The sequence below is a fragment of the Agrobacterium sp. NPDC058088 genome (assembly GCF_042885035.1).
In the GTDB taxonomy this organism is placed as follows: Bacteria; Pseudomonadota; Alphaproteobacteria; order Rhizobiales; family Rhizobiaceae; genus Agrobacterium.
In genome coordinates, this window is sequence record NZ_JBHVSU010000003.1 from 134,052 (window position 1) to 148,119 (window position 14,068).

The window sequence follows — 14,068 nt, forward strand, 5'->3', positions numbered from 1 at the left end:
GCCGCCAGCCTCCCTCTGCAAGGACACCAGAAAGATGAATATCGCGAGCTTTTCGCAATCGAAATACAAGAACGCCGCAAAGCCGGGGGACGATGTGGCGCTTCTCATTCCCGGGCGGGTTCTGGCCGTTTTCGATGGCGCGACCGACCCGACCGGAGCAAGTTACGGCGGGTTGAGTTCTGGCCGCATCGCGGCCCTCGCCGCCGCCAATGCCGTGGCTGAAATGAGCCTTGACGGCAGGCTGCAAACACTCGCTGCGCCCACGCTTTTTCAAAATATCAGCGATATCCTGAAAAAGGAGGCGCAGCGGATCAATGCCGGCCATCCCCCATCGACCACATTGGCAATCGTGGCGGATATGGGCGACAGTTTCCGCCTGCTGCTCGCCGGCGATTCCGGCGTCAGGATCAACGGCACGCGTCTGGTCCAGAACACAAAGTTGATCGATACGGTAAGCACGTCGGCGCGCATATTCGTATTTCAACAGCTTCTCGCCGCCATCGGTGACGGTGATGCGGCCGAAGCACGCACGCGTGCGACGATCTTCTCCGGCCTGCGTTCGGCGGTCGAAAACGGGATCATGACGGCGCAGGATGCGGAAAATGTCGTCATTGCTTCGGCCGGGATGAGCGGCCTTGAGAACGACATCGAAACGGTAGAGGAATTCCTGATGGGTGGAATCCGTGTCCAGCCGCAATTCGCAAACCGGCATGGGCATGTACTAGGTTACGCCTCGGTGAATGGCGGAACCGTCATGCAGGAGGGGACGGTTGACCTTCGCGTCAACAAGGACGAGCTTTCGAGCATTGAAATATTCTCTGACGGCTATTTATCTCTGCCGGCGGGGACGGATGTTGCGGCCTGGGAAGCGGAATTCGCGCGTGTGGAGGCGGTGGATTTTCACAAGTTGCGTGAATATCCGTCCGTCAAAGGTTCAACGACGGCGGAATTCAGCGATGACAGAACCGTCATCTGCCTCAACCTTCTTCAAGGGTAGCAGAGTTTACAAACCTTATATGAGCCGGCCGACATCGCGTATCGATGTCGGCATCATTCGCGATCGGTCAGCTTGAGGTCTGCTGACGGAAACGGTCATGCTGTGCCCGTAAGGATCGGAGACTGAGAGCTTATGCCACCCGGTTCATTCAGATCGGAGACCGAGGCGGTAATAACGTCCCCTAGACCGATGTGGCATTAATCCCAATCAGAGCGCAACATCCTCGCGCGGAATTGTATGTCTTAGCTATTCTTGGGACTGCCGTCATGAAGGCATTCGTGACCATAAGCTGGTAACGCCTGACGAATTGCAAAAGGAAATTCGATCCTACGGAAGGAGGTGAACCGCGACAGGCCGGATGTCATCCGTGCGCCCGTGCCCCATCACAACGATGGCTGACGCGTATTCCCTGCGTTGTAATTGAGTGCTGCCCAAAAAAAGGGAAACCCGCGCACTGTTAATACAGCCAGCGGGTCTCAACCTTTACCCCCTCCCACAAGGGCGGCTGCACAAAAGCACATGAAATGAAATATGGCAAGATCATGGCGAATATATTCTTGTTGTACAGCGCTGGGCTTGGCTGATTTTGGATCGGAATCTGGCTCGCGCCGGGTCAGTTCTTCGGGGCCGCGGTGAAGACCGCTAATTGGGCGTCATAGGCCCGCTTGAACGCAAGCCTCGCCTTGCCTCGGTCAACATAGGCCAAAAGGTTTCCGTAGTCTTTCAATATACTCGACGATTCCAGCCGGCGTAATACGCAGATCATCAGGATATCTGCAGCGCTGAAAGAACCTTCGAGCCATTCGCGGTCGCCAAACCACGCGGATAATTCGTCAAGGCGCTGCAGGAGCTGTTGCTTTACTCGGGCAAGCCGGGCGTCGTACCAGGGCTCGTCGCGCTCGAAGAGCCAGACCGTACCGAAATTGATGACGGGTGGCTCGATCGTGTTCAATGCAGCGAACATCCAGGCGATGGTCCGGGCTCGTTCCAGTGCATCCTCCGGCAGCAGGCCTACATGATTCTGGGCGATATGGAGGACGATCGCGCCCGACTCGAACAGAATTGGCCCACTTCCTCAAGCGCCCAGCGCACCGGCATGTCGCGCGCGAGACCGCGGCCACCATCGGGAGAGCGTTCAAAAACGGTGATTGTGGGGGGCGTTTGCATCTCCGCAGAAGCGGGAGGTGTTTCGATGTTCGACATGCTGTTTCTCCCATACGAGGTCCGTATTTCCGAAAGGAACAGCCTCCGCCTCGCGGAACGTTCGGTCAAGGTTGCGGCGCCGGCGCGATCGACATCAGGCGCGCAGCCGGTGGGGAGAGTAGCCGACTATCCTCGTGCCAATGATCGTGGCGAATATTGACTGTTTCCAGCCGGAGAGGCGAAACGGCGCTTCAATGCCGGACTGATACGTGGGGAAGCCGCGGAAGATGGTGTCCTGAGGACAGTTTGGGCTTTGCCGGGCGGCGTTATACAAGCGCAAACAGAAGGCGCGTCGTATAAAGGGATAGCCGTCCAAACGTCGATTTTTCTAGGAAAACTTGGAGCGGGCGAAGGGATTTGAACCCTCGACCCCAACCTTGGCAAGGTTGTGCTCTACCCCTGAGCTACACCCGCTCAAATCCACCGGTCCGGGGTAGTTCGCTGAACCGTGGGCCGCCAAGCGGCGACGGGCGCTATATCGCTCAATCGATTTTGGAATGCAACAGGGAAATGACAAAAACGCGAAAATTTCTTTGAGAAATGCGACAAGCAGCGGAAATGATTGAGAATTTTTCGATTTGGCGGTTTTTCCTGCGTTGCCAAGCGCTGGCCACCGCCTTAATCAGGAAAGAACGATAACGGAATCGGCGGAAGCAGGTGGCAGGATATGACGGAAAATTCCCGGAAGACGGCAACGGAGCTGTTCGAGTTTCTCGACGGTCTTGGCATTTCGCACACCACGAAACAGCATGAGCCAGTATTCACCGTCGCAGAATCCCAGTCGCTGCGCGATCTCATTCCAGGCGGTCATACAAAGAACCTCTTTGTGAAGGACAAGAAGGACCAGTATTTTGTTCTGACCGTCGAGGAAAATGCCGCCGTGGACCTTAAAAGCGTTCACAAGACCATCGGTGCGTCAAGCCGCGTCTCCTTCGGCAGGCCGGAAAAAATGCTGGAATATCTGGGCGTCGTGCCGGGGTCCGTCACGGTGTTTGGGGCCATCAACGACACGGGCAGGCAGGTCACTTTCGTGCTCGATAGCGATCTTCTGGAAAACGAACTGGTCAATGGCCATCCGCTTTCCAATGACCAGACGACAACGATCGCGTCCAAGGATCTTATTCGCTTTCTCGAGGCAACCGGACATGCGCCGCTTGTCTTGAAAGTCAGCGAGTGAGATACGATCTTTGCTTCAACTGAGACATGCGAGAGAGATTACGGGAGACCGGCATGAGTGACACGAATAATCCCTACGGCGGCTCCTATGGCGGGCAGATGACCGCAAGCGTGCATCATCATGGCGAGGTGAACGGCGCGGCCTCCGGCCATGTCAAAGACACCACGACGGCGGGATTTTCCAAGGACGTTCTGGATGAGTCGCGCCGCCAGCCTGTTCTGGTGGACTTCTGGGCACCCTGGTGCGGTCCGTGCAAGCAGCTGACGCCGGTGCTGGAGAAGGTCATCAATGAGGCAAATGGCCGTGTGAAGCTTGTGAAGCTGAATATTGACGATCACCCGTCCATTCCAGGTCAGCTCGGCATCCAGTCCATTCCCGCCATCGTCGCTTTTGTCGACGGCCGGCCGGTGGATGGCTTCATGGGTGCGGTGCCGGAAAGCCAGATCAAGCAATTCATTGACAAGATTGCAGGCCCGGATGCGGGTGATCCGAAGGCCGAAATCGAGGCGGCTCTGACCGAGGCGAAGCAGCTTCTGGCTGATGGTGATTTTAACGGTGCGGCACAGCTCTTCGGTGCCGTCATGCAGGCCGATCCGGAAAACCCCGCAGCGATTGCCGGTATCGCCGAATGCATGATCGCCGCCGGTCAATACGAGCGGGCCAGCGAGTTGCTTTCTTCCCTTCCTGCCGAACTCAATGACGATGCGGGCATCCAACTGGTTTCTAAAAAGATCGCGCAATATGAAGAAGCGCGTAAGATCGGTGATCCGGTCGCGCTTGAGCATGACCTCGCCCAAAATCCTGATGATCACGAGGCGCGGGTAAAACTCGCCAAGGTGCTGAACGCACAGGGTCGGCGCGATGAGGCGGCGGATCATCTGCTTTACGTCATGCGCAAAGACCGCACTTTCGATGATGATGGCGCGCGCCGCCAGCTTCTGGAGTTTTTCGAGGCCTGGGGCTTCAAGGACCCGGCAACCGTTGCCGGCCGCAGGAAGCTTTCGGCGATACTGTTTTCTTAATGCGGGCATATCCCGGCCGTTGCGGTTGAACCGCCGGCCGGGCAGCAGTGAACAGGGGGCTTGATCCCATGCATGTCGGAAATGCGAGATATGTGGAGAACGATGACCTGCCGGAGACCGTGCCGGTCTTTCCATTGCCCGGTGCGTTGCTTCTGCCGGAAGGCCATCTTCCGCTCAATATTTTCGAGCCGCGATATCTTGCCATGATCGATACGGCACTGGCGAGCCACCGTCTCATCGGTATGGTGCAGCCGGCCCTTCACCTCCTCGAGGCGGGGACTGAAGGCGGGCCTCTGAGTGCTGTCGGCTGCCTCGGCCGCATCACCTCCTTTTCCGAAACGGGGGATGGCCGCTACATCATCTCGCTCACCGGTGTCTGCCGCTTCCGCCTGCTGGAGGAGGTCGCCGCGGGTGAGCCCTATCGACGTTTCCGGCACGCGCCCTTCATCGCCGATCTTAGCGGCGAATATGACGAGGAGGCTGTGGACCGCGAGAACCTTTTGCGTGTCTTCCGCTCGTTTCTGGATGCCAATCAGCTGGAGGCGGATTGGGAAAGCGTTGAGAGGGCGGGCAATCGCGTTCTCGTCAATTCGCTTTCCATGATGTCTCCGTTCGGGCCTGCCGAAAAGCAGGCGCTGCTTGAAGCGCCTGATCTGAAGACGCGGGCCGAAACACTGATCGCCATCACCGAGATCGTTCTTGCCCAGGGTTCGGGCGAGGGCGGCACCGTGCTGCAATAGGATCGCTGCCATGGACGACAGGATGAGCAGTGTCGATCCGAAGCTGCTGGAGCTCTTGGTCTGCCCCCTGACGAAGGGCCGTCTTTCTTATGACCGCACCCATAACGAGCTCATTTCCGAAAGCGCAAAGCTTGCCTATCCGATCCGTGACGGCGTGCCGATCATGCTGATTTCGGAAGCGCGCAAAATAGAAGACTAACCTCCCCTTCCTCCGTCTTCCACAGATCGTCATGTCGCGAATTGACGAAGATGCGTTGACAACCATGCGTGGATTTGACCAGAGTCCCGCCCGACATGTCTGTTGCGGGGAGAATATTGATGTCGTTGCGCGCTCTTGTCCGGGTCTCGTTGGTTGCGGTCTCTACCGCCTTCATTTTTCTTCCAGCCACGGCAGCAGAACCTTCGCGGAAGGTGGTAACCACCCAGAACGGCGATTATTTCGGCTTTGATCTTCGAACGGAGCAGAATGTCTCGCTGGAGCAGTGCGGCGAAATTTGTGTGGGCGACGCAGCCTGCAAGGCCTTCACCTACAATCCCAAGGTGAAATGGTGTTTCCTCAAATCCGATTTCAATCAGCTGAACGCCTTTCCCGGCGCTGTTGCCGGCAAGATCGTGAACGTGGCGACAGAGTCCGATATAGGCGCGCCACAGCGCCTGTCCTTCGTCACCGACAGCCTGCAGCAGGAAGCACGCCGGCTGAAATCCGGTCTTGTGGCAACTGACGCTGAGGCCGGGCAGGGTGTCGAAGCGCTGGTCGAAACGGCTCGGCAGCAGGTGGCTTCGGGGAATATTCCCGATGCAGTCACGACCTATAAACAGGCTCTAGCCATCACGCCTGATGACGGTGCGCTCTGGGCGGAATTGTCGGAAAAGGCGGCTCAGGTCACGGATAATTATTCGATTGCGGGGCAGGCGGCGTCTGCTGCCATCAACGCCTACCAACTGAGCCGCACGGTCAGCGCCCGCACCGAAGCCCTGAACCGGCTGGCGAAGGCTTTTGAGCGAACCCAGAATTACCGCGCAGCACTCAATTCCTATAAGGAGAGCCTTGCGCTCACCGACAACGCACAGACAAAGGCGGCCTATGCGGATCTGCGCACGCGTCAGGGTTTCCGTGTCATCAACAACACGGTGGATACGGATAGTGTCAGCCCGCGCGCCTGCGTGCAGTTTTCCGAACCGCTGGTAAAGAACGGCGTCGATTATTCCTCCTTCATCACGCTGGATGGAGCAGCCCCCAAGGCCATCGAAGCGAAGGGCAGCGAAATTTGCGTGGAGGGCCTGAGCCACGGCCAGCGCTACAAGATCGCGTTTCGCGCCGGCCTGCCGTCCTCGGTGGACGAGCCTCTGGAAAAGCAGGTCAATCTCGATATTTACGTGCGCGACCGCGCCGCCAGCGTGCGATTCACGGGTGAGAACTTCGTACTGCCGGGTACGGCGCGCCGTGGCATTCCGATTGTCTCTGTTAATGCCGACAAGGCTGATCTGAAACTCTATCGTGTCGGTGATCGCAACATCACCGCGCTTCTCACCAATTCGCAGTTTCTGACGCAGATGGACGGTTACAACGCCGACCGCATCGAAAACGAAATCGGCGAACTCGTCTGGCAGGGCGCGATCGATATCCAGCCCGACCTCAACAAGGATGTGGTGACAAGCTTCCCGGTGGATGAAGCGCTGCCGGAGCGCAAATCCGGCATTTATGTGCTGACCGCCGTGCCGCCCGGCACCGCGCCGGAAACATGGGATTCCCGCGCCACGCAATGGTTCCTGGTGTCCGATACCGGCATCACCACTTATGCTGGAACCGACGGTTTGAATGTGTTCGTCCGAGCCCTTGGCAGCGCCAAGCCGCTTGCGGGCGTGGACCTGCAGCTGCTTGCCAAGAATAACGAAGTGCTCGGCACGGCAAAGACCGATGCGGACGGCCGCGCGGTGTTCTCGGCCGGCCTGATGCGCGGCACGGCGGCGCAGGCGCCTGCGATCCTGACGGCGCGGAACGGCGACAAGGACTACGTCTTTCTGGATATGACACGCGCCGGCTTCGATCTCTCGGATCGCGGCGTGACGGGACGTGCGGCTCCCGGCCCGATCGATGTGTTCAGCTGGACCGAGCGCGGCATCTACCGCGCCGGCGAGACCGTTCATGCGGCGGCGCTTGCCCGCGATGTCGACGGCAAGGCAATCGAGGATTTGCCGCTCACCTTCATCTTCTCACGCCCTGACGGTGTCGAGGATCGACGTTTCGTCAGCGACGGCAAGGCACTGGGCGGCCATGCAGTCGATCTGCCGTTGCAGGCAAACGCCATGCGCGGCACCTGGACATTGCGCATCCATACCGACCCGAAGACGGCTGCGATCAGCGAAAAGAGCTTCCTCGTCGATGATTTCGTGCCTGATCGCACCGAATTCGACCTCTCGAGCAAGGCAAAGCAGATCGATCCGGGTGCGGAAACGGCAATCGATGTGGATGGCCGTTATCTCTATGGCGCCCCGGCCGAAGGCCTGACGCTGGAAGGCGAGATCGCCATCAAGCCGACACGCACCAGTGCCGATTTCGAAGGTTACTTCTTCGGTCTGGCCGATGAGGAGAGTGAAGAAGAAAACCGCACGACGCTTGCCGACCTGCCGGTGCTGGATGAAGAGGGCAAGGCGAGCTTCAATGTTGATCTGACCGATCTACCTTCCACCACGCAGCTTCTTTCCGCCAATATTACCGTGCGCATGCAGGAGGCGGGCGGCCGTGCCGTGGAGCGCTCGCTGACGCTACCCATCAAGGCTGAAGCGCCTCTCATCGGTATCAAGCCGCAATTTTCCGGCGATCTCGCCCAGAATTCCGTCGGTCGTTTCCATATTATCGGCGTCAGCACAGATGGTGCGAAACAGGCGATGAACGGCCTCAACTGGAAGCTCATCAAGGTCGAGCGGAACTATCAATGGTATCGTCAGGGCAATTCCTGGCGTTACGAACCGGTGGAATACACCAAGCAGCAGGAAGCGGGTACGCTTTCGGTCGATGCCAACGGCGGCGAGATTTCCGTGCCCGTCACCTGGGGCCGCTACCGGCTGGAAGTGGAAGGCGCAGGCAATGGCGCACCGGTTTCAAGCGTCGAATTCGATGCAGGTTTCTATGTCGAGGCAAGCTCGACAGAAACGCCGGATGCACTGGAAATCGCACTGGATAAGCAGAGCTACAGGATCGGCGATACGGCCAAACTCAAGGTTTCCTCGCGTTTTGCCGGCGAGTTGATGATCACGTCCGGTTCCGAGAAGCTGATTTCCATTCAGAACGCCGAGATTGGTGAGAATGGTGGCGAGATCGACATTCCGGTCACTGAGGAATGGGGGGCGGGCGCTTATGTGACGGCGACGCTGTTCCGGCCCGGCGATGCCCAGGAAAGCCGTATGCCGATGCGCGCCATCGGCATCAAGTGGCTTGCCGTCGATCCGGCCGAGCGCAAGCTTGCCGTCACGCTCGGCGCGCCGCAGAAGACGCTGCCGCGCCAGCCGCTTGAAATTCCGATCACCGTTGCCGGTGCTGGTGTCGGCGAAAAGGCCTATGCCATCGTCGCGGCCGTCGATGTCGGCATCCTGAACCTCACCCGCTATGAGCCGCCGAAGCCGGATGAATGGTATTTCGGCCAGCGCCGGCTGGGGCTGGAAATCCGTGACCTTTATGGCCGCCTGATTGACGGTTCGCTTGGCGCCACCGGCCGGCTGCGCACCGGTGGTGACGGCGCGGGTGCAGCCCTTCAGGGCAGCCCGCCCACCGAAAAGCTGGTGGCCTTCTTTGCCGGTCCGGTCGAACTTGACGCTAACGGCAAGGCGACTGTCAGTTTCGATATTCCGCAGTTCAACGGCACCGCCCGCATCATGGCTGTGGCCTGGACGAAGACGGGTGTTGGCCATGCGGTTTCCGATGCCATCATTCGCGATCCCGTCGTGGTGACGGCCAGCGCGCCGAAATTCCTTGCCCCCGGCGATGTCTCGCAATTGCGGCTCGATATCGCCAATACGGATGGCGAGGCCGGTGATTACCGGTTGGATGTGACAAGCAATACGGCCTTGACGGTTGATCAGGGTGAGATGTCGCAGACATTGGCGCTTCAAAAAGGCGGTAAGTCGTCGCTGACCGTTCCGCTGACGGGCGAACAGCCCGGCAACGGTGCAATCACCATCAAGGTTTCCAATGCGTCAGGCGTTTCGCTGGAGCAGGTGCTGAATGTTCCGGTCCGCCCGGCCGTTTTGCCGGTGACAACGCGGCGCGAAATCAAGATCGCGCCGAACAGCAGCCTGACGATCAACGGTGATCTTCTGGCCGACAGCATGCTGCTCGGTTCCTCCGTCGCCATCAACGTCACGCGCTCACCCGCCTTCGATATTCCGGCGCTGGTGATGATGCTGGATAAATATCCTTATGGCTGCGCCGAGCAGACGACTAGCCGCGCTTTGCCGCTGCTCTATGTCTCGGAACTGACAAAGGACAGCGGCATGGCTGAGGATCCCGATACCCGCAAGCGGGTGCAGGAGGCGATTTACCGCGTGCTGTCCTTCCAGTCGAGTTCCGGCAGCTTCGGCCTCTGGTCGCCGGGGTACGGCGATCTGTGGCTCGATGCCTATATCACTGACTTCCTGACAAGAGCGCGTGAGCAGAGTTACGATGTTCCCGAAGCGGCCATGGTGCAGGCGCTGAACAACCTGCAGAACGGTCTTTCCTATGACAGCAATGTCAAGGATCGCGGCAACGAGATCGCCTATTCGCTTTATGTGCTGGCGCGCAACCGCAAGGCGGCGATCAACGATCTGCGTTATTACGCCGATACGGCGCTTGCCGATTTCCCGACGCCGCTTGCCAAGGCGCAGGTTGCCGCTGCCCTTTCGCTTTATGGCGACCAGACCCGTTCGAAGAGTGTGTTCGGCGCTTCGCTCGATATGGCAAGCCGTGCAACCAATGTCAGCTTCGCCCGCGCCGATTATGGCTCGGCCCTGCGTGATGGTGCGGCAACGCTGGCGCTTGCGGCCGAAAGCCGTCCGGTTCCGGCCGTCGTGCCGCAGCTTGCCGGTGCCGTGGCGAAGGAATGGGAAAAGAAGCCCTACACCAGCACCCAGGAACAGGCATGGATGCTGCTGGCCGCCCGCGCCGTCAAAGGCGAGGACAAGGATATCCGTCTCGACGTGAACGGCGATCTGCAGACCGGCGGTTTCGGTAAGCGGATGAGCGGCGATGAATTGCTGGCGGCTCCCCTGAAGATCGCCAATGCCTCGGCCGATCCGGTCACGGCTGTTGTCACCACCGTGGCGCCCCCGGCGCAGCCGCTTGCCGCCGGCGGCGAAGGCTTCACCATAACCCGCACCTATTATTCCATGGATGGCGAGGAGGTGAACCCGAGCGAGGTCACGCAAAACGAGCGTTATGTGGTGGTACTGAACGTGGTGCCGCAAAATAACTGGCAGTCGCGTATTCTGGTGACAGATCTTTTGCCCTCCGGTTTCGAAATCGACAATCCGAGCCTCGTCAATTCGGCAGCGCTTTCGAATTTCGACTGGTTGCCGGAAACGGAAGCGGCACATACCGAATTCCGCTACGACCGTTTCGTCGCGGCCTTTGATCGCTCGGCCGGCGACAGTTCGGAAATTGCTCTCGGTTATGTGGTCCGGGCCGTCACCCCCGGCACCTATGACCATCCAGCAGCCTCGGTTGAGGATATGTACCGGCCGCAATTTGCCGCCCGCACGGCAACCGGCCGCATGGAGGTGCGCTCGGCAACCCCATGAGGCGGAAAAAGGCTGTTATCGTCGGCATCGTTACGGCCGCGCTGCTTATCGGCGGCGCGGCCTTCGGTCTCGACGCGCTCGACAAGGCCTTCCCACCACCGCTGGAGGCGGCGCAGCAGCGATCCTTCGAGGTGCTGGACCGCGACGGTAAGCTGTTGCGCGCCTTTGCGACACCGGATGGCCGCTGGAGGCTGAAGACCGAGGCCGACGAGGTCGATCCGCAATTCCTGCGCATGCTGGTCGCCTATGAAGACCAGCGCTTTTACGATCATCACGGCGTCGATCCCTGGGCGTTGCTACGCTCCGCCTGGCAACTGGCCAGCAACGGGCGGATCGTCTCAGGCGCGTCGACGCTGTCCATGCAGGTGGCGAGGCTGATCGAGCCGCGCGCCGACCGATCTTTTTCGGCGAAGTTCCTGCAGGCGGCGCGCGCGCTTCAGATCGAGAGGCGGCTCGACAAGGCCGAGATTCTTGATCTTTATTTGAATATTGCCCCCTATGGCGGTAATCTTGAGGGTATCAGAGCCGCAAGCCTCGCCTGGTTCGGCAAGGAGCCGGGCCGGTTGGATACCGCCGAAGCGGCTCTTCTGGTAGCGCTGCCGCAATTGCCGGAAAAACGCCGCCCGGACCGTTTTCCGGACGCGGCGAAACAGGCGCGCGAACGGGTGCTTCAACGGCTTGCCGTGGAGCGCGTGGTGGGGGAAGGAGAGGCGGAGCGGGCCGCATCGGCGGCTGTGCCGGTCAACCGGCGGGACTTGCCATCGTTTGCGCCGCATATGGCGGTAGCAGCTCGCGCGAAGTTTCAAAATGCTCCTGAGGCGCGTTCAACGCTGAGATTGCCGATCCAGCGGGAACTGGAGGGCGTTGCCCGCCATGCGGCTGAAAAGCTGGGCGACAAGGTCTCCGTCGCCATCGTCATGGCCGATGCGCAGACCGGGGATATTCTCGCGGAGGTCGGCTCGGCGGATTATCTCGATACGGCACGGCGTGGCTTCGTGGAGATGAGCCGGGCCGTCCGCTCGCCGGGCTCCACCCTCAAGCCGTTCATCTACGGCCTTGCCTTTGAAGACGGTCTTGTCGGGCAGGAAACCATCATCGAGGATCGCCCGGTCGATTTTTCCGGTTACCGGCCGCGCAATTTCGACATGCATTACCAAGGCGATGTCAGCATCCGCCAGGCGCTGCAACTGTCGCTCAACGTGCCAGCGGTCAAACTGCTTGATGCCGTCAGCCCCTCCGCACTGATGGTGCGGTTCCGGCGGGCGGGCGTCAAATTGGTGCTCCCGGCCAATGAAGCGCCGGGCCTTGCTATAGCGCTCGGCGGTGCCGGCATTTCCCTCGTCGATCTGGTGCAGCTTTACGCCGGGCTTGTCGGCAGCGGCGATCCCGTGCGGCTGGGCGATGGTGTCCGTGCCATCCCCGAACGGCTGGAGGGGGACCGGCTGTTTTCCGATGCCGCGATCTGGAATGTCACCGATATACTCTCCGGTGTTCTTCCGCCGCTTGGCATGAAACAGCGAGGCATCGCCTATAAGACCGGCACCAGCTATGGTTATCGCGACGCATGGTCGGTCGGCTACGATGGGCGGCATGTGGTTGGCGTCTGGGTCGGCCGCGCCGATAATGGTGCGGTGCCTGGTATTGCCGGTTACGCGACGGCAGCTCCCATCCTGTTCGAGGCTTTCGCGAAATCCGGCGTTGCGGTGACGCCGATGCCCGCCGCACCCTCCGGCATTGCGCGCGTCGCCGTAAGCGACCTTCCCGCCAACCAGCGGCGCTTCACCACGACTGCAAACGGCCTGCTTTCGGCCTCCAGACGCGAAAGCCCGCCGCGCATCGTCTATCCGCCGGAAGGCGCGCGGGTGGAACTCTCCAGCCAATCAGGCATTTCGCCGCTGGTGCTGAAGCTGCAGGGCGGGCGCGCGCCCTTCCGCTGGCTCGCCAACGGCCTGCCTTTGCCGGATGCTTCTCATCGCCGCAACAGCGAATGGCGACCGGAGGGGCAGGGGTTCTCGACGCTGACAGTCATCGATGCCGATGGCCGCGCCTCAAGTGTGCGGGTTTTTGTCGAGTAAGTTCATTAGTTGGAACGTTAAATCGTGCTTCCCCCGTCCAAGCGGCGAAGACAGCCTGCCGAGATCAGGAGGTTACAACGATGATAGGACCAACTCTATATGTCTGGATGTTGAGCGCGGTGCGCAGGAAGTTCAGCGCGGCCTCCGTATCGGTTACGAAGAGCGTGCCGCTGACGACACGCCGTGCCGTCGCTTCGTTTCCTATGACAATGCGCCCATGAAAATGCCGTTGTATTTCCTCGACCACATAGGAGAGGGGCACATTGTCCACGGTGAGCTGGCCCCGGCGCCAGGCAAGCGCCGTACTGACATCCGTTTTCCGGATCGTGCTTTTGCCTGTCTCGTTCAAGTGAAGCACTTCTTCGCCTTCGCCAACTTTCACCGGAACGCTTCCCTGCTCCTTGAAATCGACGCGCACGGAATGTTCCGTAACGGCAATGCGGGTGTCGGTCTCGCTTTGGCGAACATCGAAGGCCGTGCCGAGAGCCGTGACCAGCGTATCGTCCGTGCTGACGGAGAAAGGTCGCTTCGCATCCGGGCTGACCTGAAAGAAGGCCTGTCCTCGCAGGAGCCGAACGGTCCGTCGCTCGCTGGTGAAATCGAGCGCAATTGCAGATGACGCGTTTAATTGTACCCGGGAACCGTCTTCCAGTGTCACTTCAGGCATCTCATCGGCGCCAGACATGATATCCGCACTCAGGCGCATGGGGCCATCCAGAGCAACGAACAATGTTCCGGCCGCGATGATCGCGACGACCGAGGAGATGATCGTGTTGCGGGTGCGCGATGAGGATGCGGCCGGCGCTTCACGCAGCCCGGCGTCAGAGCGTATCGCCGTTCTCGCTTCACCGAGAATGCGTTTCGCCGCCGTGTAGGCCCGACAGTTTTCCGGATCCATCTCCATCCAGCGACGAAATTCCGCCACTTCGGTTTCAGGCTGGTCCGGATCGCGGTTGCGAAACACCCAGTCGGCTGCCTCTCTGTTTCGTTTGCGCTGATCACGCGTCAGGCGTCTACGTTGCACGGAACGCTCCAATTATGCTCTTCCATGTGTAGACGAATGAGCTGTGTTGATTGGG

9 protein-coding genes, 1 tRNA gene and 1 pseudogene are annotated in these 14,068 nt (G+C 59.8%); 8 read left to right on the plus strand and 3 right to left on the minus strand.

All coding sequences use genetic code 11. The features are described from left to right. Positions 1-34 precede the first annotated feature (34 nt). On the plus strand, positions 35-997 hold the full coding sequence (locus ACFVTJ_RS10755) for a hypothetical protein (protein WP_386907165.1): 963 nt from the start codon (positions 35-37) through the stop codon (positions 995-997). A 613-nt stretch (positions 998-1,610) separates the two neighbouring features. Here ACFVTJ_RS10755 and ACFVTJ_RS10760 read toward each other — a convergent pair. After that, a pseudogene (locus tag ACFVTJ_RS10760) lies at positions 1,611-2,200 on the minus strand (glutathione S-transferase family protein). Here ACFVTJ_RS10760 and ACFVTJ_RS10765 point away from each other — a divergent pair. Further along, the gene (locus ACFVTJ_RS10765) at positions 2,190-2,360 is read left to right on the plus strand and encodes a hypothetical protein (RefSeq protein ID WP_386908044.1); all 171 of its coding nucleotides are present in this window, start codon (positions 2,190-2,192) and stop codon (positions 2,358-2,360) included. The pseudogene ACFVTJ_RS10760 and the gene ACFVTJ_RS10765 sit on opposite strands and share 11 nt — an antisense overlap. A gap of 179 nt (positions 2,361-2,539) precedes the next feature. Here ACFVTJ_RS10765 and ACFVTJ_RS10770 read toward each other — a convergent pair. After that, a tRNA-Gly gene (locus tag ACFVTJ_RS10770) sits at positions 2,540-2,614 on the minus strand. A 253-nt stretch (positions 2,615-2,867) separates the two neighbouring features. Here ACFVTJ_RS10770 and ACFVTJ_RS10775 point away from each other — a divergent pair. From ACFVTJ_RS10775 to pbpC, 6 genes are all read left to right on the plus strand, one after another. Then, complete coding sequence (locus ACFVTJ_RS10775; RefSeq protein WP_386907167.1) at positions 2,868-3,377, plus strand: prolyl-tRNA synthetase associated domain-containing protein; 510 nt, start codon at positions 2,868-2,870, stop codon at positions 3,375-3,377. A gap of 53 nt (positions 3,378-3,430) precedes the next feature. Next, positions 3,431-4,399, plus strand: coding sequence for a thioredoxin (gene trxA / locus ACFVTJ_RS10780; RefSeq protein ID WP_386907169.1), 969 nt, complete (start codon positions 3,431-3,433; stop codon positions 4,397-4,399). 68 nt (positions 4,400-4,467) lie between these two features. Then, complete coding sequence (locus tag ACFVTJ_RS10785) at positions 4,468-5,139, plus strand: LON peptidase substrate-binding domain-containing protein (RefSeq protein ID WP_386907171.1); 672 nt, start codon at positions 4,468-4,470, stop codon at positions 5,137-5,139. Between the two features lie 10 nt (positions 5,140-5,149). Further along, positions 5,150-5,338 carry a Trm112 family protein gene (locus tag ACFVTJ_RS10790; protein ID WP_386907173.1) on the plus strand — a complete coding sequence of 63 codons (189 nt, stop codon included), beginning with the start codon at positions 5,150-5,152 and terminating at the stop codon, positions 5,336-5,338. A gap of 119 nt (positions 5,339-5,457) precedes the next feature. Beyond that, positions 5,458-10,914: an MG2 domain-containing protein gene (locus ACFVTJ_RS10795; RefSeq protein WP_386907175.1), complete on the plus strand. Its 5,457-nt coding sequence runs from the start codon at positions 5,458-5,460 to the stop codon at positions 10,912-10,914. Next, positions 10,911-12,989, plus strand: coding sequence for a penicillin-binding protein 1C (gene pbpC, locus ACFVTJ_RS10800; protein WP_386907177.1), 2,079 nt, complete (start codon positions 10,911-10,913; stop codon positions 12,987-12,989). The genes ACFVTJ_RS10795 and pbpC overlap by 4 nt, the downstream gene beginning before the upstream one ends. A 64-nt stretch (positions 12,990-13,053) precedes the next feature. Here pbpC and ACFVTJ_RS10805 read toward each other — a convergent pair whose 3' ends face one another. After that, positions 13,054-14,013: a FecR family protein gene (locus ACFVTJ_RS10805; RefSeq protein ID WP_386907179.1), complete on the minus strand. Its 960-nt coding sequence runs from the start codon at positions 14,011-14,013 to the stop codon at positions 13,054-13,056. Positions 14,014-14,068 lie beyond the last annotated feature (55 nt).

Coding starts and splice junctions, on each gene's coding strand:
- ACFVTJ_RS10765 (WP_386908044.1), top strand. CDS start 2,190: ATGTTCGACATGCTGTTTCTCCCATACGAGGTCCGTATTTCCGAAAGG.
- ACFVTJ_RS10795 (WP_386907175.1), top strand. CDS start 5,458: ATGTCGTTGCGCGCTCTTGTCCGGGTCTCGTTGGTTGCGGTCTCTACC.
- trxA (WP_386907169.1), top strand. CDS start 3,431: ATGAGTGACACGAATAATCCCTACGGCGGCTCCTATGGCGGGCAGATG.
- ACFVTJ_RS10755 (WP_386907165.1), top strand. CDS start 35: ATGAATATCGCGAGCTTTTCGCAATCGAAATACAAGAACGCCGCAAAG.
- ACFVTJ_RS10775 (WP_386907167.1), top strand. CDS start 2,868: ATGACGGAAAATTCCCGGAAGACGGCAACGGAGCTGTTCGAGTTTCTC.
- pbpC (WP_386907177.1), top strand. CDS start 10,911: ATGAGGCGGAAAAAGGCTGTTATCGTCGGCATCGTTACGGCCGCGCTG.
- ACFVTJ_RS10785 (WP_386907171.1), top strand. CDS start 4,468: ATGCATGTCGGAAATGCGAGATATGTGGAGAACGATGACCTGCCGGAG.
- ACFVTJ_RS10790 (WP_386907173.1), top strand. CDS start 5,150: ATGGACGACAGGATGAGCAGTGTCGATCCGAAGCTGCTGGAGCTCTTG.